20 protein-coding genes are annotated in these 24,230 nt (G+C 32.7%); 17 read left to right on the top strand and 3 right to left on the bottom strand.

All coding sequences use genetic code 11. The annotated features are described in order from the left end of the window. Positions 1-59 precede the first annotated feature (59 nt). The 7 genes from purB (at position 60) to ACJTHF_RS12660 (ending at position 8,854) form a co-directional block, all read left to right on the top strand. Complete coding sequence (gene purB / locus ACJTHF_RS12690; protein WP_075578456.1) at positions 60-1,355, top strand: adenylosuccinate lyase; 1,296 nt, start codon at positions 60-62, stop codon at positions 1,353-1,355. Positions 1,356-1,433: 78 nt separating this feature from the next. Beyond that, positions 1,434-1,736 carry a YerC/YecD family TrpR-related protein gene (locus ACJTHF_RS12685; RefSeq protein WP_025905127.1) on the top strand — a complete coding sequence of 101 codons (303 nt, stop codon included), beginning with the start codon at positions 1,434-1,436 and terminating at the stop codon, positions 1,734-1,736. A gap of 103 nt (positions 1,737-1,839) precedes the next feature. Beyond that, positions 1,840-2,538 carry a M15 family metallopeptidase gene (locus ACJTHF_RS12680; protein WP_048540656.1) on the top strand — a complete coding sequence of 233 codons (699 nt, stop codon included), beginning with the start codon at positions 1,840-1,842 and terminating at the stop codon, positions 2,536-2,538. Between the two features lie 233 nt (positions 2,539-2,771). Then, the gene (locus ACJTHF_RS12675; RefSeq protein ID WP_048540657.1) at positions 2,772-3,455 is read left to right on the top strand and encodes a heptaprenylglyceryl phosphate synthase; all 684 of its coding nucleotides are present in this window, start codon (positions 2,772-2,774) and stop codon (positions 3,453-3,455) included. A gap of 12 nt (positions 3,456-3,467) precedes the next feature. Further along, positions 3,468-5,648 carry a DNA helicase PcrA gene (gene pcrA, locus ACJTHF_RS12670; RefSeq protein WP_407812628.1) on the top strand — a complete coding sequence of 727 codons (2,181 nt, stop codon included), beginning with the start codon at positions 3,468-3,470 and terminating at the stop codon, positions 5,646-5,648. Positions 5,649-5,651: 3 nt separating this feature from the next. Then, positions 5,652-7,655, top strand: a complete 2,004-nt coding sequence (ligA, locus tag ACJTHF_RS12665) for an NAD-dependent DNA ligase LigA (protein ID WP_058591873.1) — start codon at positions 5,652-5,654, stop codon at positions 7,653-7,655. Between the two features lie 11 nt (positions 7,656-7,666). After that, positions 7,667-8,854: a CamS family sex pheromone protein gene (locus ACJTHF_RS12660; RefSeq protein WP_232157301.1), complete on the top strand. Its 1,188-nt coding sequence runs from the start codon at positions 7,667-7,669 to the stop codon at positions 8,852-8,854. Positions 8,855-9,270: 416 nt separating this feature from the next. Here ACJTHF_RS12660 and putP (ACJTHF_RS12655) read toward each other — a convergent pair whose 3' ends face one another. After that, complete coding sequence (gene putP, locus ACJTHF_RS12655) at positions 9,271-10,803, bottom strand: sodium/proline symporter PutP (RefSeq protein ID WP_048540661.1); 1,533 nt, start codon at positions 10,801-10,803, stop codon at positions 9,271-9,273. Between the two features lie 252 nt (positions 10,804-11,055). Next, entirely contained in the window at positions 11,056-12,585 is a 1,530-nt protein-coding gene (gene putP, locus ACJTHF_RS12650) for a sodium/proline symporter PutP (protein ID WP_078354795.1), read from the bottom strand. A 165-nt stretch (positions 12,586-12,750) separates the two neighbouring features. On the opposite strand from putP (ACJTHF_RS12650), the gene gatC reads away from it, so the two are divergent. From gatC to ACJTHF_RS12600, 10 genes are all read left to right on the top strand, one after another. Beyond that, entirely contained in the window at positions 12,751-13,050 is a 300-nt protein-coding gene (gatC, locus tag ACJTHF_RS12645) for an Asp-tRNA(Asn)/Glu-tRNA(Gln) amidotransferase subunit GatC (protein WP_025905135.1), read from the top strand. 3 nt (positions 13,051-13,053) lie between these two features. Next, a complete protein-coding gene (gene gatA, locus ACJTHF_RS12640) occupies positions 13,054-14,520 on the top strand; it encodes an Asp-tRNA(Asn)/Glu-tRNA(Gln) amidotransferase subunit GatA (RefSeq protein WP_048540663.1) in 1,467 nt (488 codons plus the stop codon). Between the two features lie 6 nt (positions 14,521-14,526). Continuing rightward, on the top strand, positions 14,527-15,954 hold the full coding sequence (gatB, locus tag ACJTHF_RS12635) for an Asp-tRNA(Asn)/Glu-tRNA(Gln) amidotransferase subunit GatB (protein ID WP_037590579.1): 1,428 nt from the start codon (positions 14,527-14,529) through the stop codon (positions 15,952-15,954). A 271-nt stretch (positions 15,955-16,225) separates the two neighbouring features. Beyond that, complete coding sequence (locus ACJTHF_RS12630) at positions 16,226-17,677, top strand: helicase HerA-like domain-containing protein (RefSeq protein WP_058591875.1); 1,452 nt, start codon at positions 16,226-16,228, stop codon at positions 17,675-17,677. A 71-nt stretch (positions 17,678-17,748) separates the two neighbouring features. Continuing rightward, entirely contained in the window at positions 17,749-18,714 is a 966-nt protein-coding gene (locus ACJTHF_RS12625) for a diacylglycerol kinase (RefSeq protein WP_025905139.1), read from the top strand. A gap of 60 nt (positions 18,715-18,774) precedes the next feature. Next, the gene (gene rlmD, locus ACJTHF_RS12620; RefSeq protein ID WP_078354793.1) at positions 18,775-20,148 is read left to right on the top strand and encodes a 23S rRNA (uracil(1939)-C(5))-methyltransferase RlmD; all 1,374 of its coding nucleotides are present in this window, start codon (positions 18,775-18,777) and stop codon (positions 20,146-20,148) included. A 106-nt stretch (positions 20,149-20,254) separates the two neighbouring features. Next, entirely contained in the window at positions 20,255-21,379 is a 1,125-nt protein-coding gene (locus ACJTHF_RS12615) for a PQQ-dependent sugar dehydrogenase (RefSeq protein ID WP_058591877.1), read from the top strand. Positions 21,380-21,475: 96 nt separating this feature from the next. After that, the gene (locus ACJTHF_RS12610) at positions 21,476-22,021 is read left to right on the top strand and encodes a DUF3267 domain-containing protein (protein WP_058591878.1); all 546 of its coding nucleotides are present in this window, start codon (positions 21,476-21,478) and stop codon (positions 22,019-22,021) included. Positions 22,022-22,090: 69 nt separating this feature from the next. Continuing rightward, on the top strand, positions 22,091-23,158 hold the full coding sequence (gene dinB / locus ACJTHF_RS12605) for a DNA polymerase IV (protein WP_048540668.1): 1,068 nt from the start codon (positions 22,091-22,093) through the stop codon (positions 23,156-23,158). 118 nt (positions 23,159-23,276) lie between these two features. Continuing rightward, the gene (locus ACJTHF_RS12600) at positions 23,277-23,492 is read left to right on the top strand and encodes a hypothetical protein (protein WP_048540669.1); all 216 of its coding nucleotides are present in this window, start codon (positions 23,277-23,279) and stop codon (positions 23,490-23,492) included. 52 nt (positions 23,493-23,544) lie between these two features. Here ACJTHF_RS12600 and ACJTHF_RS12595 read toward each other — a convergent pair whose 3' ends face one another. Next, complete coding sequence (locus tag ACJTHF_RS12595; RefSeq protein WP_078354792.1) at positions 23,545-24,099, bottom strand: 3'-5' exonuclease; 555 nt, start codon at positions 24,097-24,099, stop codon at positions 23,545-23,547. Positions 24,100-24,230: the final 131 nt, after the last annotated feature.

The raw sequence follows: 24,230 nt of genomic DNA, 5'->3' as shown, positions 1-24,230 counted from the left end.
CGTGTTCGTAGAAGTCTGTTATACTATAAATGACTAAAATATGTTAGGAGAATTTATCAATGATTGAACGTTATTCAAGAGAAGAAATGGCTAATATTTGGACAGAACAAAATCGTTTTGAAGCTTGGTTAGAAGTTGAAATACTAGCTTGTGAAGCATGGAGTAAATTAGGACACATTCCTGAAGAAGATGTAAAGCTTATAAGACAAAATGCTAAGGTCGACGTTGATAGAGCTAAAGAAATTGAACAAGAAACACGTCACGATGTTGTGGCATTCACAAGACAAGTTTCTGAAACTCTAGGTGAAGAACGTAAATGGGTACATTACGGTTTAACTTCAACAGATGTTGTTGACACAGCTTTAAGTTATGTCATTAAACAAGCAAATGAAATCATTGAAAAAGACTTAGAAAGATTTTTAGAAGTATTAAAAAATAAAGCAATTGAACATAAAACAACTTTAATGATGGGTAGAACTCATGGTGTCCATGCAGAACCAACAACATTTGGTATTAAAATGGCACTTTGGTATACAGAAATGAAACGTAATTTAGAAAGATTCAAACGTGTTCGTGAAGAAATCGAAGTTGGAAAAATGAGCGGTGCAGTTGGTACATTTGCAAATATTCCACCAGAAATAGAAGAGCATGTATGTACAGAATTAGGATTAGGTTGTGCACCAGTTTCAACTCAAACACTTCAACGTGATCGTCACGCGTATTACATTGCGACATTAGGTTTAATCGCAACATCTATTGAAAAATTTGCAGTAGAAGTTCGTGGTTTACAAAAAACTGAAACGCGTGAAGTTGAAGAAGCTTTTGCTAAAGGTCAAAAAGGCTCTTCAGCTATGCCACATAAACGTAATCCAATTGGTTCAGAAAATGTTACAGGTTTAGCACGTGTTATTAGAGGATATATTACGACTGCATATGAAAATGTACCTTTATGGCATGAAAGAGATATTTCACATTCATCTGCTGAAAGAATTATGCTACCAGACGTAACAATCGCATTGGATTATGCATTAAACAGATTTACTAATATCATTGATCGTTTAACAGTATATCCAGAAAATATGAAACGTAATATCGATAAAACATTTGGTTTAATTTATTCACAACGTGTTATGTTAACGTTAATTAATAAAGGTATGGTCAGAGAAGAAGCATATGATATCGTTCAACCAAAAGCAATGGAATCATGGGAAACTCAAACACCATTTAGAACATTAGTAGAACAAGATGAAAAAATTACAAACTTGTTAAGTGCTGATGAATTAGATGAATGCTTCGATGAGAAACACCATTTAAATCAAGTCGATACCATATTCAGAAGAGCTGGTATAGAATAAGACACGTTTTACTGTACTTTAATAGGTTAGTGCGTTAAAATGCAATTAATGAACTTATATTAAACAGGGGTTGATTTTTTGCAAATTGAAAAATTAAGAGGAAAAGCATTAGATGAACTATTTGATGCAGTTCTGACATTAGAGACAAGAGAAGAATGTTATCAATTTTTTGATGATTTATGTACAGTTAATGAATTACAGTCATTGTCACAAAGGCTACAAGTGGCAAAAATGATTAAACAAGGATACACTTATGCTCATATAGAAAAAGAATCAGGTGCTTCAACTGCAACAATTTCAAGAGTTAAACGCTCATTGCAATGGGGTAATGATGCATATACAATGATTCTTGAAAGAATGAATATTGACTTCGAAAAATAATCATAAATATGTATGTAAGGCTGGGACATTAATGGATGTCTCAGCCTTAATTGGTTAAAATAGTATATAAATAGTAAACTTTAAGAAATAAGGAGCTTTACGCATGAAGAAATTATTTTTAATAATTGGCATATCTACTTTAGTATTAAGCGCATGTAGTGATGATCAGAATACAGATAAGAAATCTACTAAAGAAGAACATACTCAAAAAGATAAAAAAGAGACAGCACAAAAATCTAAAAGGCAAGAACAAAAGAAACATGAAGTTACAAAGAAAGATGGCATCACTTATGTTGATGGGCATGTTTTTGTAAACAAAAAAGTAGGCTTACCACATGATTATGCCCCTGGTGAAAATAGTACTGCTAGAAATCAATTAAATAAATTGATACAAGATGGAACGAATGAAGGATTAGACTTAGTATTTAGAAGCGGGTATCGTTCTTATGAAAATCAAAAACAACTATATAATGATTATGTAGCAAGAGATGGTGAAGAAGCGGCCAACCAATATAGTGCTAAACCAGGACAATCAGAACATCAGACAGGATTAGCATTTGATGTGGGTTCAAATTCAGCAACTGATGATTTTAGAAAGTCATTCGGAAATACAAATGAAGGAAAATGGATTAAGACACATGCACATCAATATGGATTTATCATTAGATATCCATTAGGCAAAGAAAAAATAACAGGTTACCAATATGAACCATGGCATTTAAGATATGTCGGTAAAGAATTAGCAGAAAAAATTTATAAGCAAGACACAACATTAGAAGAATACTTTGATTACGGTAAATAGAAGTTGTGGTTGAGATTATATAGTCATGAGAGTGTGGAAGTTGTGGCTTAATGGATGAGTAAAGCCAAGAGATAGCCCAACTCACACCTCACAACTTCATCTTAACCGTATCTTAAACAATGTAAGAAGCGAAATTTTTCGCTTCTTTTTTTATGATAATTGTCCTATTTCATTTCGGAATTTAAACTTAAAAATGCTATAATTAATCTTATGATAATTAAAGGAGTTTAAGTATGTACGATATAAATTTGTGGAGTCACGTATTTAAATTAGATCCAGCGAAATCTATATCAGATGAGGACTTAATGAAAATATGTGAATCTGGTACGGATGCTATTATAATTGGTGGTACTGATAATGTTACGGAAGATAATGTATTAAATTTAATGAGCAGAATTAGACGTTATCCGCTACCATGTGCACTTGAAATTTCTAATATTGAAAGTGTTGTGCCTGGTTTTGATTTTTATTTTGTACCGAGTGTTCTAAATAGTAATAATGTTGACTACCATAATGGTCTGCTTCAAAAAGCTATTAAGGAATATGGCTATATGATGGATTTTGATGAAATTTTCTTAGAAGGCTATGTTGTTATGAATGAAGACAGTAAAGTAGCGCAATTGACAGGTGCGAATACAGATTTAGATGAAGAAGATTTAATCAGTTATGCAAGAATGGTAGATAAACTATATCATTTACCTATATTTTATTTAGAATACAGTGGTAAGTATGGAAAAGTGGAAGAGGTTAAAGCTGTTAAAGAACATTTAGAAAACGCCCAACTTATTTATGGTGGCGGTATAGATAATTTAGAAAAAGCGAAAGAAATGGCAGAATATGCTGACATAATTGTAGTCGGTAATGCCATTTATGAAGATTTGAAAAAAGCTTTACAAACTGTAAAAGTAAAACAATAAAGGAAGGTTTTTATGAACGCATTGTTAGATAGAATGAATGACGAACAGAAACAAGCAGTCAAAACAACTCAAGGGCCATTACTTATTATGGCAGGTGCAGGTAGTGGTAAAACGAGAGTATTAACGCACAGAATTGCGTATTTATTAGATGAGAAAGATGTTTCTCCTTATAATGTTTTGGCGATTACATTTACTAATAAAGCAGCTAAAGAGATGAAAGAAAGAATTAGCCATTTAGTTGGTCCTGAAGCTGAAAGTATTTGGATATCTACATTCCATTCAATGTGTGTAAGATTCTTAAGAAGAGACATTGACCGTATTGGAATTGAAAGAAACTTTACAATTATAGATCCGACTGACCAAAAATCAGTTATTAAAGAAATATTAAAGAAACAAAATATAGATAGTAAAAAATATGACCCAAGATCATTTATTGGTGCAATTTCTAATTTAAAAAATGAATTAAAAACAGCTGAAGATGCTGAAAAAGAAGCAAGTGATTTTCATGCCAATATGGTCGCTAGTGTATACAAAGGATACCAAGATAAATTACTTAGAAATCATGCATTAGACTTTGATGATTTAATCATGATGACGATTCAATTATTTAATAGAGTGCCTGAAGTATTGGAATACTATCAAAATAAATTCCAATATATTCATGTCGACGAATATCAAGATACTAACAAAGCACAATATACGCTCGTTAATTTATTAGCAAGTAAATTTGAAAATATATGTGTCGTAGGTGACTCTGACCAATCTATTTATGGTTGGAGAGGTGCAGACATTAAAAATATTTTATCATTTGAAGAAGACTATCCAAATGCACAAACAATCTTCCTGGAGCGCAACTATAGATCAACAAAGACTATTTTAACTGCAGCAAATGAAGTAATTCGTAATAATGCTGAACGTAAACCTAAAGCATTATGGACGGATAATAACTCAGGTGAAAAGATAAAATATTATGAAGCAACAACTGAAAGAGATGAAGCAGAATATGTCATTCGTCAAATATTAAAGAAAAAACAAGATGGCTATAAAAACCAAGACATAGCTGTGTTATATCGAACAAATGCTCAATCACGTGTACTTGAAGAAACGTTCTTGAAATCTAATATTCCTTATACAATGGTTGGTGGAACAAAGTTCTATGATAGAAAAGAAATTAAAGATATTTTGAGTTATTTAAGATTAATTTCAAATAGCAATGATGATATCAGTTTTGAAAGAATCATTAATGTACCTAAAAGAGGTATTGGGCCGACATCTGTTCAAAAAATTGCTCAATATGCAGCGATGAATCAATTGAGTTACTTTGATGCTTTAGGAGAAGTTGATTTTATCGGTTTATCTAAAAAAGTTACTGAAGAAGGCGCAGCATTTTATGAGATGATGAATAACTTTATGCAACAACAAGAATTCTTATCTGTAACTGAAATTGTAGAACAAATATTAGAAAAATCTGGTTATAGACGTATGTTAGAGAACGAACAAACGATTGAATCGCAAAGTAGACTTGAGAATATTGATGAGTTCTTATCTGTACCAAGAGACTATGAAAAAAACACACCAGTTGAAGAACAATCATTGATGAACTTCTTAACAGATTTATCACTCGTTGCAGATGTTGATGATGCAGATTTAGAAGCGGGTGTAACATTGATGACAATGCACTCAGCGAAAGGTCTAGAGTTCAAAGTTGTATTTATTATTGGTATGGAGGAAAGTATTTTCCCACACTTTAGAAGTCTTCAATCAGGTGAAGAACATGAAATGGAAGAAGAACGCCGAATTGCGTATGTGGCTATTACGAGAGCCGAAGAAGAGTTACATTTATCTCACGCGACAACTCGTACATTGTTTGGTAGATCTCAAGCGAACTTAAAATCAAGATTTTTAAAAGAAATTCCAGAAGATTTACTAGATGGCGTGAAACCAAAAACATCATTTAAGCAAAAACAAACTTCCACACCTAAACGTAGTTTTGCAGGTCGTATGAATACGAAGCAGAAACCAGAAACATCATGGAATGTTGGGGATAAAGTAACCCATAAATCATGGGGTGAAGGTATGGTAAGTGCTGTAAATGATAAAAATGGTTCTGTTGAATTAGATATCATTTTCAAAAAAGAAGGACCAAAACGTCTATTAGCACAATTTGCACCAATTGAGAAGAAAGGGGAGTAAACTATGGAAGATTTAAAATCAAGAGTTAAAGAACTTCATCAATTGTTACATCGTTATAACCATGAATATCATGTGTTAGATAATCCAACTGTTCCTGACAGTGAATATGATCAATTATTGCATGAGTTAATCTCTATAGAAGAAAAGCACCCTGAACTAAAAACGGACGATTCACCAACTGTTAGAGTTGGTGGACCACCGTTATCTCAATTTGAAAAAATTAATCATGATACACCTATGTTGTCATTAGGTAATGCTTTTAACGAAGAAGATTTAAGAAAATTTGATCAAAGAGTTAGAGAAAAAGTAGACAGTGTTCGATACACATGTGAATTAAAAATTGATGGTTTAGCTGTATCGTTAAAGTATGTAAACGGACGATTTGTTCAAGGATTAACGCGTGGAGACGGTACAACAGGTGAGAATATCACTGAAAATTTAAAAACGATACATGCCATTCCTTTAACAATTAAAGAACCTCTTTCTATTGAAGTTCGTGGTGAAGCATACATGCCTAGGAAATCTTTTATTTCTTTAAATGAACAAAAAGAACAAAACGGGGAACAACTATTTGCAAATCCTAGAAATGCCGCTGCAGGTTCATTGAGACAGCTTGATTCAAAATTAACTGCTAAAAGGAAGCTCGATATTTTCTTATATAGTGTTAATGACTTAACTGAAATAGAAGCGGATAGTCAATCAGAGGCATTAAACAATTTAGATGAACTAGGATTTAAGACAAACAAAGAAAGAGAAACTTTTGATGATATAGAAGGCGTATTATCTTTTATAAGTAAGTGGACTGAACAACGCAATAATTTATCATATGATATAGATGGCATTGTTATTAAAGTTGATGATTTAAGTCAGCAAGAAGAACTTGGCTTTACTCAGAAATCACCAAGATGGGCAATTGCGTACAAGTTCCCAGCTGAAGAAGTCTTAACAACATTAACAGATATAGAATTAAGTATAGGTAGAACTGGTGTTGTGACACCAACTGCGATATTAGAGCCTGTTAAAGTGGCAGGAACTACTGTTTCTAGAGCATCATTACATAACGAAGACTTAATCCATGAGAAAGATATCCGTATAGGAGATAAAGTTGTCATCAAAAAAGCAGGTGACATTATACCTGAAGTCGTTAAAAGTATTGCTGAAGAAAGAAGCGAAGATAGTGAGATTTATCATATGCCAACACACTGTCCAAGTTGTGAGCATGAATTGGTTAGAATAGAAGGTGAAGTTGCATTAAGATGTATTAACCCTAAATGTTCTGCACAATTAGTAGAAGGTATGATTCATTTTGTATCACGACAAGCAATGAATATTGACGGTTTAGGAGATAAAATAATCGAACAACTTTATCAAAACGATAAAATTAAAGATGTCGCGGATTTATATTATTTAACGAAAGATGATTTATTACCATTGGAAAGAATGGGTGAGAAGAAAGTTAATAATTTATTAACAGCAATCGAAGCTTCTAAAGCAAAATCACTAGAGCATTTATTATTTGGTTTAGGTGTAAGACATTTAGGTACAAAAGCAAGTCGTGTAATAGCTGAAAAATATGAAACAATTGATCGATTATTCGAAGTAACGATAGAAGATTTAACTGAAATACCAGATGTTGGTCATAAGATGGCTCAATCACTTGTTACTTATATGGAAAATGATGATATAAAAGTATTAATCGATAAACTTAAACAGAAAAATGTTAACATGACTTATACAGGTATTAAGCAATCTGAAATTGAAGGTCATCCAGATTTTACTGGAAAAACATTCGTATTAACTGGTAAAATGACAGAGATGACTAGACCTGAAGCAACAAAAGTAATCCAATCATTAGGTGCAAAGGTAACAGGAAGTGTCACTAAAAATACAGATGTTGTTATTGCTGGTGAAGATGCTGGATCCAAACTTGAAAAAGCTGAAAAATTAAATATAGAAGTTTGGTCAGAAGAAGATTGGTTAAACAAATATCGTAATATCAATGAATAGAGGTTAAAGATATGAAAAAAGGATTTCTTATTTTAGCGTCTGTAATATTGCTTACAGCATGTTCATCAGATACTACCCAAAAAGATAATCAAGATAAATCAGATAAAGAAAAAGAGCAAACAAAGCAAATTTCTACAGGTATGCAAATTTCCAGTGATTATTATCGAACATTACTACCATTTAAAGTAAGTGCTGCAAGAGGATTAACGCAAGATAATATGATTTCTAGTTATAACAGTGAAGCATTTGAAAGTGGATTGTTAGATATTAGTAAACAGACATTTTCACCTGATGATTACTTATACAGAGATGGCCAGTTCTTAGATAAAGATACTGTGAGAGCATATTTAGCACCTAAATATACAAAAGCAGAAATTAAAGATATGAGTGATGATGAAAAAGAACAAAATAATGCAAGAGAAAACTTAGGTTTGAATCCAACTCATAAAGGAGAAACAAATCCTGAAAAAATAGCTGAGGATTCACCTACATATTTATCACATATCATCGAACAAGATTACTTCACAGAAAGTGATGCTAAAAAACAAAAGATTTCTGGTATGACGATTGGCTTAGCCATGAATAGTGAATATGTTTACCAAAAAGAAGAATACGGCGAAACATATACTAAGAAACTTGATAACAAAGAAGTAGAGAAAAAAGGTAAAGAGATGGCTGAAGAAATCCTTTCACGTCTTCGTGTAAGAGATGACCTTAAAAATATTCCGATTAACTTTGGCATATTCATACAGTCGGGAGAAGGTGACATCAAACCAGGTAAATTTGTTTATTATGCCTCTAGTGAAGGCGGTAAGCGTAACGTTAAAAGTTGGGAAAAAATGAATCAAAAATATGTCACAATCCCATCAAGTGATGCATCAGATTTAGATGAAAATTTAAATTCTAATTTTGAACAGTTTAATCAAGACTTACAAAAATACTTCCCTAACTTCACACAATCAGTAGGAACAGGTAAATTTGATGATGATAAACTGACAGAACTAGAAATAAAAGTACCACTTGATTATTATGGAAAAGCAGAAGTAATTGGTGTGACTCAATACGTAGCAGACCTATCTCAAAAATACTTTAAAGGTATAGATGATTTAGAAATCTCTATCGTAGACGGAGAAGAACCACAAGCATTAATTACGAAGACTAAAGACGATGACGAACCACAAATTCATATTTATAAATAGTTAAAAAGTGAGTCTGGAACAGAAATGTTCTAGACTCTTTTTCGTATTTTTAGAAATATAGGTCTGAACATTGCAAGTGAGGTATGACAAGCAATGTTCAGCACCTTGTATTTATCAAGACTAATGAAACAAGATAAATAGAAGGTCTGTATTTATCAAGACTGGTGAAACAAGATAAATAGAAGGTCTGTATTTATCAAGACTGGTGAAACAAGATAAATAGAAGGTCTGTATTTATCAAGACTAATGAAACAAGATAAATAGGAGCCCTCTATGTTGCAAGACACTCCAAACAAGCAACATAGAACTCACATATGTTGCAAGACTCCCCAAACAAGCCATATACCCCCAAAAAATTACAGCTATTTTTCCATATAAAAAAGACTGGCACATTTTATGTACCAGTCTCTTCCATATTAATCTTCATTTAAGATACGTTTCATACGATCTAAGTTATCAATAACTTCTTTGTCTGGCTTCTTAGTAAATGAACTTACAATAACTGTAACGACGATGTTTGTGAAGAATCCTGGGATAATTTCGTATAATTCGAAAATACCGCCATGACTTTTCATCATAATCCAGAATAGTACGACGATTGAAGACGTCACCATACCTGCGATTGCACCGTTTTTCGTTAAACCTTTCCAGTATAATGACATTAATACAAGTGGTCCAAATGCTGCACCGAATCCTGCCCAAGCATTACCTACAAGATTAAGTATGGTGTCATTTGGAGTCCAAGCAAGTAATATTGCCACAATTGCTACAGCTAATACTGCAAATCTACCTACCATAACAAATTCTTTATCTCTATCTGGTTCATAACCACGTTTTTTAGTTATGATTTTATAAAAGTCTTGTGTTAAAGCACTTGATGTAACGAGTAATTGAGATGAAATTGTACTCATAATAGCCGCTAAAATTGCTGCTAAGAAGAACCCGCCAACTAATGGATGGAATAACACTTGACTCATTAAGATGAAGATTGTTTCTGGGTTATCAATTGTTTGGCTTGTATCATGAATGTATGCAATACCAGTTAAACCAACTAAACATGCACCTAATAATGAAATAGCCATCCAACCAATACCGAATCTTCTTGCTGTTGGTAATTGTTTATGTGATTTAATAGACATAAATCTTACAATAATATGTGGTTGTCCAAAATAACCAAGTCCCCATGCAATTAATCCTATGATACTTACAACTGAAGTTCCTTTAAACCAATCTAAGTTAGTTGGTTTAACTTCTGCTACAGTGTGGAAAGTATCTAACCCGTTTAAAGTTAATAAAGCAGCGATAGGTACCATAACCATCGCTATTAACATGATCACACCTTGGAAGAAGTCTGTTAGTGAAACAGCTAAATATCCTCCGAAGAATGTATATAATACAACGATACCACCAGTTAAAATAATACCAAGACGATAATCCATACCGAATGCACTTTCGAATAAAGTACCACCTGAAACCATACCAACTGAAGTATATAGCGTAAAGAATACGACAATGATAATACCTGAAATAATTTTTAAAGCATGTGTATTATCTGCAACACGTTTCTCGAAGAAATCTGGAATCGTAATCGCGTTTCCAGTATGTTCAGTATATACACGTAATTTCGGTGCTACTAAAATGTAATTTAACCATGCACCTACTGTTAAACCGATAGCAAGCCAAGTTGCCGATAATCCAATACTGTAAACTTCACCAGGAAGTCCCATAATCATCCAACCACTCATATCGGATGCACCAGCGGATAATGCTGTTACATAAGGACCTATACTACGGCCACCTAACATGTACTCATCTAAATTGCTTGTTGATTGTTTATAAGCATAGTAACCAATTGCTAATAGAACAAGAAAATAGACTATAATCATGAAATAAGTTTGCCAGCCTGAAGCAACTCCAGCACTCGCATCAATTTGTCCTAAAATAAACATAATCCCGCTCCTTTATTTTATGTATTTTAAAGTTGCACGTTGACCATTATACACAAATGAAATAATAATCAAAGGGTAAAAAGTAAATTATCCGTATATTCAGTTTATCATTTATATAGAATCGTGTCACAATTTGTTCATATTTTGTGTTTGATAATATTGCTCTATGCCTTGCGGTGTAAATGTTTACAAAGGATATGATTATGACTTATTTTGCTCATAAAATGACGATGTAAACTTTTTTAAAAATTTTTAGCTTTTTAAAATTTGTTCCATGTCATCAAACTTTTTAAGGTCATTTTTAACAGGTGGTTTCGTCATTAAGCTCACAATAACTGTTACAATAATACTTGAAATAAATCCAGGTATGATTTCATAAAATTCAAAAATACCACCATGATTTTTCATGAGTATCCAGAAAATAACGACTAATGAACCAGTCAAAATTCCTGCAATCGCGCCGTATTTAGTTAGACGTTTCCAATATAGTGATAATAATACTAAAGGTCCAAATGCTGCGCCAAATCCAGCCCAAGCATTACCAACTAAATTTAAAATTGTATCATTTGGATTCCACGAGATGTACATTGCAACGATTGATACAAGTAAAACAGATAAGCGTCCTACAAGAACGAATTCCTTTTCATGACTTTTATCTTGTAAAGTTTTTCTGCGCAATAACATGTAGAAGTCTTGCGTTAATGCACTAGATGTTACAAGAAGCTGTGAAGAAATTGTACTCATAATCGCAGCTAAAATTGCTGCTAAGAAGAACCCTGCAATGAGTGGATGGAATAAAATTTGACTCATTACGATAAAGATTGTTTCTGGGTTTTTAACTTCTATATTAGTATGTTCAACAAAAGCTATACCAATTAACCCAGTCACACAAGCACCTAATAAAGAAATCGCCATCCATGAAATACCAATTCTACGTGCTCTAGGCATTAGTTTATGTGTTTTAATAGACATAAAACGTACTATAATATGTGGTTGACCGAAGTATCCTAATCCCCAAGCTAGTAAACTGATGATACCAACTGTAGTTGTTCCTTTGAACCAATCTAAATTCGTAGGTTTTAAATCACCAACTTCACTAAACGTGTCGAGACCATTTAACTTTAACAACGCAACGATAGGCACTAATACCAATGCTAAGATCATAATGACACCTTGGAAGAAGTCTGTTAATGATACAGCTAAATAACCGCCGAAAAGTGTATATAAAATAACAATACTAGCGGCTATAAATAAACCAACATGATAATCTAGTCCAAATGCACTATTAAATAGTACGCCACCAGCTACCATTCCAGAATGTGTGTATAACGTAAAGAATACAACGATAACTAACCCTGAAATGACTTTAACGATTCTTGTATTATCTGATAATCTTTTTTCAAAAAAGTCAGGTAAAGTAATAGCGTTATCAGTCAGTTCAGTATAAATTCTTAAACGTGATGCTACGAGTATGTAATTAAGCCAAGCACCAATTGTAAGGCCAATGGCAATCCAAGTTGCTGATAGACCGATACTATATACAGATCCTGGTAACCCCATAATCATCCAACCACTCATGTCTGAAGCACCTGCTGATAGGGCAGTAACAAGTGCACCTAAATCTCTGCCGCCTAACATATATTCATCAAGCGTACTTGTCGAACGTTTGTAAGCATAAAATCCAATTGCTAATAAAATGGCAAAATAAATAGCAATCATGACGTATGTTTCCCAAGAAGTTTCGACTTTAACATTCTTAAAAGTATTTCCAAGAATAAACATGAAAAACCACCTCTCACTCATTGACATAAAATTCAGAAAAAATTCTGATAATTTATTATACACAATGTATGCGCTTTCATGTAGTTAATTTTTAATAACTTTAGATTTTTATATGAAAATTTGTTAAAATTATATGATGTTAGATTAACTAAGGAGGCGTCGCACATGACGAAGGTAACATCTGAACAAGTTGAACATGTTGCTAATTTAGCTAGACTTGAAGTTTCACAAGACGAAGTCAATGAATTCACACAATCTTTAGAGAAGATCTTAAACTTTGCAGGACAATTAGATGAAGTTGATACTGAAAATGTTGAACCAACATTCCACGTATTAGACTTACAAAATGTTCTAAGAGAAGATAAGAGTGAATCAGGAATTCCTCAAGAACAAGCATTACTTAATGCGAAAGAAAAAGAAGCGGGGCAATTTAAAGTTCCAGCAATTATGAACGAGGAGGACTAAAGCATGACAATTCGTTATGAAACAATTGAACGTTTATCAGAAATGATTAAAAATAATGAAATTAAGCCATCTGAAATTGTTAGAGATATTTTTGATGCGATAGAAGCAGACGACGCAAATATTAAAGCATTCTTAGCTTTAGATAAAGAACAAGCAATTAAAAAAGCTGAAGAACAAGATAAATTACAAGCTGAAGGTAAAATGGAAGGTAAGTTATTTGGTATTCCAATGGGTATCAAAGACAATATTATTACTGAAGGTGTAGAAACTACATGTGCAAGTAAAATGTTAGAAGGCTTTATTCCTATATATGAATCAACAGTTATGAATAAATTAAATGCTGAAAATGGTATTTTAGTTGGTAAACTTAACATGGATGAATTTGCTATGGGTGGTTCAAATGAGAACTCTTATTTCAAGACAACTGTTAATCCATTTGACCATAAAGCCGTACCAGGTGGTTCATCAGGTGGTTCAGCAGCAGCTGTTGCAGCAAGCTTAGTACCATTTGCATTAGGTTCAGATACTGGTGGTTCAATCCGTCAACCAGCCTCATACTGTGGTGTTGTTGGTATGAAACCTACATATGGCCGTGTATCACGTTTTGGTCTAGTAGCATTTGCTTCTTCATTAGATCAAATTGGACCTATTACACGTAGTGTTAAAGATAACGCATTAATTTTAGAAACGATTTCTGGACATGATTCACAAGATTCAACAAGTGCACCGATCGAAGATGTAGACTTTACGTCTGAAATTGGTAAAGATATTAAAGGCTTAAAAGTAGCTGTACCAGAAGAATTCATTGGCTCTGGTGTATCTGAAGAAGTTAAGAACTCAGTTAATGAAGCTGTTAAAACTTTAGAATCTTTAGGTGCTACAGTTGATCGTGTATCATTACCAAATACTAAGTATGGTGTAGCAAGTTACTATATTATTGCATCTTCTGAAGCATCAGCTAACTTAGCTAGATTTGATGGTATCCGTTATGGTTATCATTCAAAATCAGCAAATACACTAGAAGAACTATACAAAAAATCTCGTGGTGAAGGTTTTGGAGACGAAGTTAAACGTCGTATTATGCTTGGAACATTCGCATTAAGTTCAGGTTATTACGATGCTTACTACAAAAAAGCTCAAAAAGTTCGTACATTAATAAAACAAGACTTCGAAAAAGTATTTGAAGACTATGATGTTATCGTAGGACCAACTGCACCAACGACAGCATTCAATATTGGTGAACAAATTGATGATCCATTAACAATGTACGCTAATGATATTTTAACTATTCCAGTTAACTTAGCAGGTGTACCATCAATCTCTATTCCTTGTGGTAAATCAAATGGTCGTCCAATTGGTTTACAAATTGTTGGTAAACCATTTGATGAAAAAACGATATACAAAGTTGCTTATCAATATGAAACACAATATAACTTACATGATGACTATAAAACTTTACAAGGAGTGTGAAACTGAATGCATTTTGAAACAATTATCGGCTTAGAAGTTCACGTCGAATTAAAAACAGAATCAAAAATGTTTTCACCATCACCCGCTCATTTTGGTGCGGAACCTAATACAAATACAAACGTTATTGACTTAGCATACCCAGGCGTGTTACCAGTTGTAAACAAGACAGCTGTTGATTGGGCTATGCGTGCAGCAATGGCATTAAATATGGATATTGCGAAAGAATCTAAATTTGATAGAAAAAACTATTTCTACCCAGATAATCCAAAAGCTTATCAAATTTCTCAATTCGATCAACCAATTGGTGAAAATGGTTGGATTGATATTGAAGTAGATGGAGAAACTAAACGTATTGGTATCACTCGTTTACACATGGAAGAAGATGCAGGGAAATTAACACATAAAGATGGATATTCTTTAGTTGATTTAAACCGTCAAGGAACACCATTAATTGAAATCGTTTCTGAACCTGATATTCGATCTCCTAAAGAAGCGTATGCATACTTAGAAAAATTACGTGCAATTATTCAATATACAGGCGTATCAGATTGTAAAATGGAAGAAGGTTCATTACGTTGTGATGCCAACATTTCATTACGTCCATATGGTCAAGAAGAATTCGGTACAAAAGCAGAGCTTAAAAACTTAAACTCATTTAACTATGTCCGTAAAGGTCTTGAACATGAAGAAAAACGCCAAGCAGAAGTATTATTAGCTGGTGGAGAAATTTTACAAGAAACACGTCGTTTCAACGAATCAACAGGCGAAACAATTTTAATGCGTGTTAAAGAAGGTTCAGATGACTATCGTTACTTCCCAGAACCAGACTTAGTACCATTATATGTTGATGATGAGTGGAAAGAACGTGTACGTCAAACAATCCCAGATTTACCAGACGTACGTAAAGAACGTTATGTTAATGAATTAGGATTACCAGCTTATGATGCACATGTATTAACATTAACTAAAGAAATGTCAGATTTCTTTGAAGCAGCAATTGAACATGGTGCAGACGTTAAATTAACATCTAACTGGTTAATGGGTGGCGTTAATGAATACTTAAATAAAAATCAAATCGAATTACAAGATACTGCATTAACACCAGAAAACTTAGCAGGTATGATTAAACTTATTGAAGATGGCACAATGAGTAGTAAAATTGCTAAGAAAGTATTCCCTGAATTAGCTGAAAATGGTGGAGACGCACATCAAATTATGAAAGACAAAGGTCTTGTACAAATATCTGATGAAGCAACACTATTAGGATTTGTTACAGAAGCATTAGATAACAATCCACAATCAGTAGAAGACTTTAAAAATGGTAAAGGCAAAGCGATGGGCTTCTTAGTAGGTCAAATTATGAAAATTTCAAAAGGCCAAGCAAACCCACAAATCGTGAACCAATTACTAAAATCAGAATTAGAGAAAAGATAATAAATATAATGAAAATCTCGTCACAGAGTGAAGTACTCGTGACGAGATTTTTTATTGTATAAGAGGATGGATATTTGTAAGGGACAGAATTCTGAGAAATGTCCCCCAAATGAGCGTCTTCCTAATTGCTAGAATTCGGAATAATGGAAGTTACACCACAGTTAATTCTTGATCTTATTAAATTGCAAATTCTATATCTAATTACTTGCATGGTTGGTGTGTTGAAGTACAATAGTATTAAATCTTAATGACGATGGAGGCGTAACTACATATGACGCAAATTAAAATAGCTAAAAATGAAAATGAAATTAATTTAGAGTTAGGTCAAGCTAATAGACATGGTTTGATTGCTGGTGCTACTGGTACTGGTAAAACAATTACTTTAAAAGTATTGGCTGAACAATTTTCAAAAGCTGGTGTTCCAGTCTTTATGTCAGATGTTAAAGGGGATATCTCAAGTATTGCTGAGGCTGGCTCTATCAATGATAAGATTCAAGAACGTATTGATATGATGAAAATTGATGATTATGAAAATAATGCTTTCCCTGTAACGTTATTTGATGTATTTCAAAAAACGGGTGTACCTGTTCGTACAACAATTACAGAAATGGGTCCGCTATTAATTGGTAAGTTATTAGATTTAAATAATACTCAATTAGGTGTGTTAGATATTGTATTTAAAGTTGCTGATGAAAGTGGTCTGCTTCTGATTGATATGAAAGATTTTAAAGCACTTTTAAAAGAAATTAATGAAAATAGAGCGGAGTATGCTGAGAAGTATGGAAATATTTCCTCTGCATCAATTGGTGCTATTCAACGTGCATTATTAAGATTAGAAACTGAAGGTGCTGAAACGTTCTTCGGAGAACCTGCATTACAATTAGAAGATTTTATTAAGTTTGATGATTCAGGCAAAGGTATGATCAATGTACTTGATGCATCTGTTTTATATCAAAAGCCTAAATTATATGCAACGTTCTTATTATGGTTATTATCTGAACTATTTGAGAGTCTTCCAGAAGTAGGAGATCCCGAAAAACCAAAAATTGTATTCTTCTTTGATGAAGCCCACCTTTTATTTAATGACAGCTCTAAAGAGTTAATTGAAAAAGTTGAACAAGTTGTACGTTTAATTCGTTCTAAAGGTGTAGGTATTTATTTCGTAACTCAAAATCCAATTGATATTCCAGAGTCAGTTCTCGGACAACTAGGAAATAGAGTGCAACATGCACTTAGAAGTTATACACCTAAAGATCAAAAAGCGATTAAAAGCGCTGCACAAACTTTCCGTCAAAATGAAAGCTTTGACACTGCTCAAGTAATCGGAGAATTGAAAACTGGGGAAGCATTGATTTCATTCTTAAATGATGAAGGGCAACCGAATGTTGTTGAACGTGCATTTATTCGTCCACCTGAAAGTAAAATTGGTGTAATCGATGAATCTGTTAAAAAAGATTTAATTGAAAATGCGTCATTAAATGAAACGTATAAAGAAACATTTGATCGTGAAAGTGCATATGAAATGTTACAAAATAAAATTGAAAAGCAACCTGAAGAAGAACAAAAAACTAAGAAATCACAGTCAACTAAGAAAGAAACAACATCTAAGAAGAAAGAAAAACCTTCACAATTCCAAAAAGAAACATCTAAATTCTTATCAACAGTTGGAAGACAAATTGGTAGAGAAATCGTACGTAATATATTTGGAACGAAAAGACGCTAATTATTTTTTGCTTTCTTATATTTAGTATATGCTTTAATATAAAGATATAAGAATATACAAGAGGGATCATAATGAAGAAAAAAGCTAGAATCATTTACAACCCTACATCAGGAAGAGAGTTATTTAAAAGAGCATTACCTGATGTATTAATTAAGTTAGAACAGGCTGGTTATGAGACAAGTGCTCATGCTACAACAAGTGCTGGAGATGCGACACATGCTGCTAGGGAAGCTCTAAAATATGATTATGATGTTATCATTGCTGCTGGTGGAGACGGTACTTTAAATGAAGTTATCAATGGTATTGCAGAAGCAAAGAAACGACCTAAACTAGGGCTAATTCCTATGGGGACAGTTAATGATTTTGGTAGAGCACTTCTTATTCCAAACAATATAATGGAAGCTGTAGATACAATCATTAAAGGTGATCTTGTACCAGTAGATGTTGGTAAAATGAACAATCGCTATTTTATTAATATTGCTGGTGGTGGTAAAATAACAGAAGTTTCTTATGAAGCGCCAAGTAAATTGAAAACAATGGTTGGACCACTCGCTTATTACATTAAAGGCTTAGAGATGTTACCACAAATTAAAGCGACTGATATACGTATCGAATATGATGGTAATGTATTCCAAGGCGAAGCGATGATGTTCTTAATTGGCTTGACGAATTCAATAGGTGGCTTTGAAAAGCTAGTACCAGATGCTGATATTAATGATGGTAATTTTACTTTGCTTATATTAGAGAAAGTGAATATAGCTGAGCTTGGTCACATTATGACATTGGCTTCTAGAGGTGATCATATCAATCATCCGAAAGTTCATTACACTAAAGCTAAAACAATTAATGTCTCATCATTTGAGCAAATTCAATTAAATGTTGATGGTGAATTTGGTGGTGTATTACCTGCTAATTTCTTAAACTTAAAACAACATATACAAGTCTTTTCTAAACTTGAGAGGGTTAAGAGAGAGCACGGAATTGAAACAGTAGAAAGAGAACGAGAAAGACTACACGAAGAACAAACAGAAGAATAAATACATAGGGACATTATTTTGTCCCTTTTTTCTATGTTTATCGTGAAAGAGGGAGTTAATATGGCAGGAGTCGTAAATAAGAATGAAATATATACTGGAGAGGTTATCGATTTTACACATGAAGGGCATGGTGTAGTTAAATTCGATCGTTATCCAATTTTCGTACCAAATGCAATTAAAGATGAAACCATTTCATTTAAAGTTATCAAAGTGAAAAAACAATTTGCTATTGGTAAGTTAATCTCCATTGAAGAAGCATCAAAGGACAGAATTGAACCACCATGTGAATATTATAAAGTTTGTGGTGGATGTCAACTTCAACATTTAAGCTACACAGCGCAATTAGAAATGAAAAAAGAACAAGTGATTAATCTATTCAAGAGAAAATCACATTTTGAAGATACAATTATTCACGATACAGTTGGAATGGAGAATCCTTGGCATTATCGTAATAAATCACAAATACCAGTCGGGAAAAATAAATCTGGTGAAATTGAACTAGGATTCTATAGACAAAGAAGTCACGATATCGTGAATATAGATCATTGTATGATTCAAGATGAAAAACATGATTTAATTATGAAGAAACTTAAACGACTTTTAGATGAAACAAACATTAGTATTTATAATGAACAAAAGCACAAAGGTGAATTAAGACATATCATCTTGAGAACTGGTTATTATACTGGAGAAACAATGGTTATATTCGTAACGAATAGTAAACAACTTAGCCATAAAAATAAAATAATTGATTTTATTCAAACTGAATTTGAAAATGTGGTCAGCATTAAACATAATATTAATCTAGAAAAATCAAATGTTATTATGGGACATACGTCATATACTTTATACGGGAAAGATACCATTACAGATAAACTTTCTGAATATGAATTTAAAATATCCGACACTTCTTTCTATCAAATCAACCCAACACAAACAGAAAAACTTTATCATAAAGCGCTAGAATATGCACAATTAGATGGAGAAGAAACTGTCATTGATGCATATTGTGGTATTGGGACAATCGGTTCATACATGTCACAAAAAGCGAAACACGTTTATGGTGTGGAAGTTGTCGAACAAGCAATAGAAAACGCAAAAGAAAATGCGCAAATCAACCTTATAGATAATGCGACATGGGAAGCAGGAAAAGCAGAAGAAATCATCTTAAAATGGCAACAAGAAGGTATTAAGCCAGAAGTTGTAATGGTCGATCCACCAAGAAAAGGATGCGATCAAACATTTATAGAAACTTTAATCGAATTATCACCAAAAAGAATCGTATATATTTCATGTAACCCAGCAACACAAGTTAGAGATGTAGAATTGTTGAAAAATAGCGGTTATCAACTAAAAGAAATCACACCAGTAGATATGTTTCCACATACAACACACGTCGAAACAGTTGCTTTAATCGAAAAAATAACAGAATAAAATTAACTAAAAACCCAAGCCAACGTATAAGTTGGCTTGGGTTTTTGAGCGTTATGGTTGTGTGAAAGTGTTTACAACTGTATAAATAATGTAAGGAGGGTTGTTTATGAAGCGACTAATGATCAGTGCGATTTCGGCTAGTTTTATTTTATCTGCTTGTAGTAATGATTCGAAAGAAGAAACTGAAGATAAAGGCAAGCAAACTCAGAATGAAATGGAACATGAACAGAGTCAGTCAGATGACAACCAAGAACATAAAGAAACTAAAGGGATTGAAACGGTAGCTCAAGGTTTAGATACACCTTGGAGTATTGCGAGATCAGATGATGTGTTTTATTTATCAGAACGCCCTGGTAAAATTATTAAAATTGATGGCAATAAAAAGACTGAGCAACAAGTGGATTTAGATAAGGAAGTTTCTACTGCTGCTGAAGCGGGTTTATTAGGATTTGTGCTTGCGCCTGATTTTAAAGATTCTAAAGAAGCATATGCTTATTACACATATGAAGATAATGGTCAGTTTAATCGTATCGTAAAATTAAAATTAGAAAATGATACGTGGAAAGAGGATGAGGTATTAATTGATAAAATACCAAGTGGCCAATATCATCATGGTGGTCGGTTGAAAATTGGACCGGATGATAAATTATATGCGACTACTGGAGATGCTTCAGACGAACAAAATGCACAAGATAAAGATACTTTAGGTGGTAAAATTTTAAGAATTAATCTTGATGGTAGTAAACCTAAAGATAATCCGATTTCTAATTCATATGTTTATAGTTACGGTCACAGAAATCCACAAGGAATTGTATGGACACCTGATGGACAGATGTATGCGAGTGAACATGGTAATCAAGCTAATGATGAAATAAATGAGATTAATGAAGGTCAAAATTACGGTTGGCCAGTGATTGAAGGTAATGAAGAAAATGATAATATGGAAACACCGATATTTACTTCAGGATCAGATGATACTTGGGCACCTTCAGGCATAGCATTTAAAGATGGTATCATTTATTCAGCTGCGTTGCGTGGAGAAGGTATTATGAAATTTGATGTAGAAAAAGATGAAATGAAAAAAGTGGCGACTAAATATGGAAGAATTAGAGATGTTTACATCGTAAATGATGATTTATATTTTGTAAGCAACAATACAGATGGTAGAGGTAATCCTTCCCAAAATGATGATAAGATGTATAAAGTTTCGCTAAGTCAATTAAATTCATAACTCAAACCTGAGCATAAAATGATTAGTATAAATTGAATTTATATTTTATAATCATTATGTAAAGGTTATTAAGAAATGGTTTCTCGGGGGTATTGGATGCTTAAAATTGACTTAGTTAACAATATATCTGTATTAAAGAGGTTAGCACTTTTACAATTTGTTTTATTTCTTTCATTAATATTAATAAGCTTTAAGTTAATTGCGAATATCATATATATTTATGAAGAAGGCTTTGTAAGAAATATCATAGTTGGGTTAGTTGGTTTAATTATATTAGTGTTTATCCACGAGTTAATACACGGTATTTGCTTTAAAATATTTAATCCAAAGGGAAAAGTTAAATATGGATATATGAAAGGCATGTTTTATGCAACGATGCCACATGCTATTTTTACAAGAAAACAATTTTATATCATATTATTAGCACCATTTGTTTTAATTAGTATAGGATTATTAATTGTATTATTATGGCTTCAAGTCACTTCTATTATTTATGTATTTGCTTTTCATGGTGCTGCATGTATCGGTGATTTTTACATGGCACAAGTGATTTATAGTAATAAACAGATGAATTATGTAGAAGATACAGAAGTCGGCATTAATTTATTTACGGATAATAAAGATGTTCAATCAACAAGTTAAAAAGATTTTTGATATAATATATAGGAATTTGGGCAACCAACTTCCTATTTTTTTGTAGAGGTGTTTAGAATGGAACGGCGAATCATTCACATTGACATGGATGCTTTCTTTGCTCAAGTTGAAATAAGAGATAATCCAAAATTAAAAGGAAAACCAGTTATTATAGGAGGACGTGCTTCAGGTAGAGGCGTTGTTTCAACGGCTAGCTATGAAGCTCGGAAATTTGGTGTTCATTCAGCTATGCCCATGGCTCAAGCACATCAACTTTGTCCGGATGGTTATTATGTACGCCCAAGAATTAATTATTATCGTGAAGTATCTAATGAAATAATGGCGATTTTTAAAAGTTATACAGATATTGTTGAACCATTATCGTTAGATGAAGCTTATTTAGACGTTACTGAACTTGTGAGAAGAGACTTATCAGCTTCAACGATTGCTCAATATATTCAACGGGATATTTATGATAAGACGCATCTTACATCTTCAGCAGGTGTTTCTTATAATAAATTTTTAGCAAAGCTCGCTAGTGGTATGAATAAACCGAGTGGTCGGACAGTGATAGATTATGAGAATGTACATGATTTATTGATGTCGTTGCCGATAGGAGATTTTGCAGGTATTGGGAAAGTAACCGAAGAAAAGATGAAATCATTGGGAATCAATAGTGGTAATGATTTATACGCATATGACCAAATGGAATTGATTCAATTATTCGGTAAACGTGGTGTAAGCTTTTATAATAAAGTACGTGGTATCGATCATTCTCCAGTGAAACCAACACGTGTTAGAAAATCAATCGGTCGAGAAACAACTTTTGAAACAGATCAAAATGATGATGACTTTATTCTCAATACGATTAGAAAATTGAGTACTGAAGTTGCCAATAGAGCTGATAAACACGAACTAGCAGGGCGAACAATAACAGTTAAACTAAAAACACATAACTTTGAAACATTATCTAAACAAACAAGTAGTCATACACCAGTCTATGACGAAGTTGAAATTTATAATATTGCATATGATTTATATAATTCATTAAAAGATCCGGATACTTCTATACGTTTAGTAGGTGTATCTATCGGGAATTTAGTTTCGAGAACATATCGCAATTTAACAATATATGATTTTATTTAAACCGGTTTACTTGATATCGTCATGTATCCTTAGTATTCTGGATATTGTTGAATGCGCGTTTCGGCTATACGAGAAGTGGGTATTTATTAATACTTATAATAAGAAAGTAGAGATTGATATGAAATTTAAATTTTCAATTATTGCAATTACAGTATTATTAATCATTTTATTTATTAAAAGTTCCATTGAAACAGGTTCATTCGATATTATCAAATTACTAGGTATTATTGCGATAGCAATATTGTTATTCTGGGTTGATAGAAAATTAGAAAGACCTGTTAATAAAGCAAGTTTAAAAAGAGACATAAAAAAAGAATTCCAACACAAAGAGTAAATAAAAGAATAAAAGCTTCTAGGATGCGTTATAATATCTTAGAAGCTTTTATTTATACATATTTTTTATCGGTTAATGCTTTGCCATAAATACTTAATACAGAATCTAAGTCTGGATAATGTTTTAATAATCGATACGTAATAATTGCGCATGCTTTAGCATCATTTAACGCATGGTGGTGACCTTTAAAATCAATATTATAATAATCCATCATTGGCGCAAGTCCATATCTATGATTGTTGACTGTTTTTCTAGCTAATATACATGAACAAAAATACGTTAATTCAGGAATTTCGATTTGGTGTTTAATGAGTGATTTAAACAATACAGTCATATCAAATTTAGCATTATGTGCTACAACTGGTAGTGTACCGATGAAATCCATCATATATGGAAACACGACATCGAAAGTAGGTGAATTTGTCACATCAGAAGGTTTTATTTTATGGATTTTAATATTTATATTTGAAAAATAATCTTCAGGGTTCACTAATGTATAAAAAGTTTCTGTAATTTGATGATCAATTACTTTGACCATTCCGACAGAACAAATGCTTTCCGGACTTCCATTTGCTGTTTCAAAATCAAGTGCTACAAATGAAGACATGCCATCACTTCCTTTAGAAAGTTATTATAAACATTTGTCGGAATAATGTAAATGATGATGGTATGTAGAAAGAATGAATAAAGACCATCTGCCATGAATAGTTCATGGAGATGGTCTTGTTTAAGTATTGT

The organism is Mammaliicoccus sp. RAM2 (assembly GCF_045897195.1).
Taxonomy (GTDB): Bacteria; Bacillota; Bacilli; order Staphylococcales; family Staphylococcaceae; genus Mammaliicoccus; species Mammaliicoccus sciuri.
Note: the sequence above shows the minus strand (reverse complement) of the source record. Positions and strands in the feature narration are given on the sequence as shown.

Excerpts from the sequence above, each read along its gene's own strand:
- purB (WP_075578456.1), top strand. The coding sequence starts at position 60 with ATGATTGAACGTTATTCAAGAGAAGAAATGGCTAATATTTGGACAGAA.
- ACJTHF_RS12680 (WP_048540656.1), top strand. The coding sequence starts at position 1,840 with ATGAAGAAATTATTTTTAATAATTGGCATATCTACTTTAGTATTAAGC.
- ACJTHF_RS12675 (WP_048540657.1), top strand. The coding sequence starts at position 2,772 with ATGTACGATATAAATTTGTGGAGTCACGTATTTAAATTAGATCCAGCG.
- pcrA (WP_407812628.1), top strand. The coding sequence starts at position 3,468 with ATGAACGCATTGTTAGATAGAATGAATGACGAACAGAAACAAGCAGTC.
- ligA (WP_058591873.1), top strand. The coding sequence starts at position 5,652 with ATGGAAGATTTAAAATCAAGAGTTAAAGAACTTCATCAATTGTTACAT.
- ACJTHF_RS12660 (WP_232157301.1), top strand. The coding sequence starts at position 7,667 with ATGAAAAAAGGATTTCTTATTTTAGCGTCTGTAATATTGCTTACAGCA.
- putP (WP_048540661.1), bottom strand. The coding sequence starts at position 10,803 with ATGTTTATTTTAGGACAAATTGATGCGAGTGCTGGAGTTGCTTCAGGC.
- putP (WP_078354795.1), bottom strand. The coding sequence starts at position 12,585 with ATGTTTATTCTTGGAAATACTTTTAAGAATGTTAAAGTCGAAACTTCT.
- gatC (WP_025905135.1), top strand. The coding sequence starts at position 12,751 with ATGACGAAGGTAACATCTGAACAAGTTGAACATGTTGCTAATTTAGCT.
- gatA (WP_048540663.1), top strand. The coding sequence starts at position 13,054 with ATGACAATTCGTTATGAAACAATTGAACGTTTATCAGAAATGATTAAA.
- gatB (WP_037590579.1), top strand. The coding sequence starts at position 14,527 with ATGCATTTTGAAACAATTATCGGCTTAGAAGTTCACGTCGAATTAAAA.
- ACJTHF_RS12630 (WP_058591875.1), top strand. The coding sequence starts at position 16,226 with ATGACGCAAATTAAAATAGCTAAAAATGAAAATGAAATTAATTTAGAG.
- ACJTHF_RS12625 (WP_025905139.1), top strand. The coding sequence starts at position 17,749 with ATGAAGAAAAAAGCTAGAATCATTTACAACCCTACATCAGGAAGAGAG.
- rlmD (WP_078354793.1), top strand. The coding sequence starts at position 18,775 with ATGGCAGGAGTCGTAAATAAGAATGAAATATATACTGGAGAGGTTATC.
- ACJTHF_RS12615 (WP_058591877.1), top strand. The coding sequence starts at position 20,255 with ATGAAGCGACTAATGATCAGTGCGATTTCGGCTAGTTTTATTTTATCT.
- ACJTHF_RS12610 (WP_058591878.1), top strand. The coding sequence starts at position 21,476 with ATGCTTAAAATTGACTTAGTTAACAATATATCTGTATTAAAGAGGTTA.
- dinB (WP_048540668.1), top strand. The coding sequence starts at position 22,091 with ATGGAACGGCGAATCATTCACATTGACATGGATGCTTTCTTTGCTCAA.
- ACJTHF_RS12600 (WP_048540669.1), top strand. The coding sequence starts at position 23,277 with ATGAAATTTAAATTTTCAATTATTGCAATTACAGTATTATTAATCATT.
- ACJTHF_RS12595 (WP_078354792.1), bottom strand. The coding sequence starts at position 24,099 with ATGTCTTCATTTGTAGCACTTGATTTTGAAACAGCAAATGGAAGTCCG.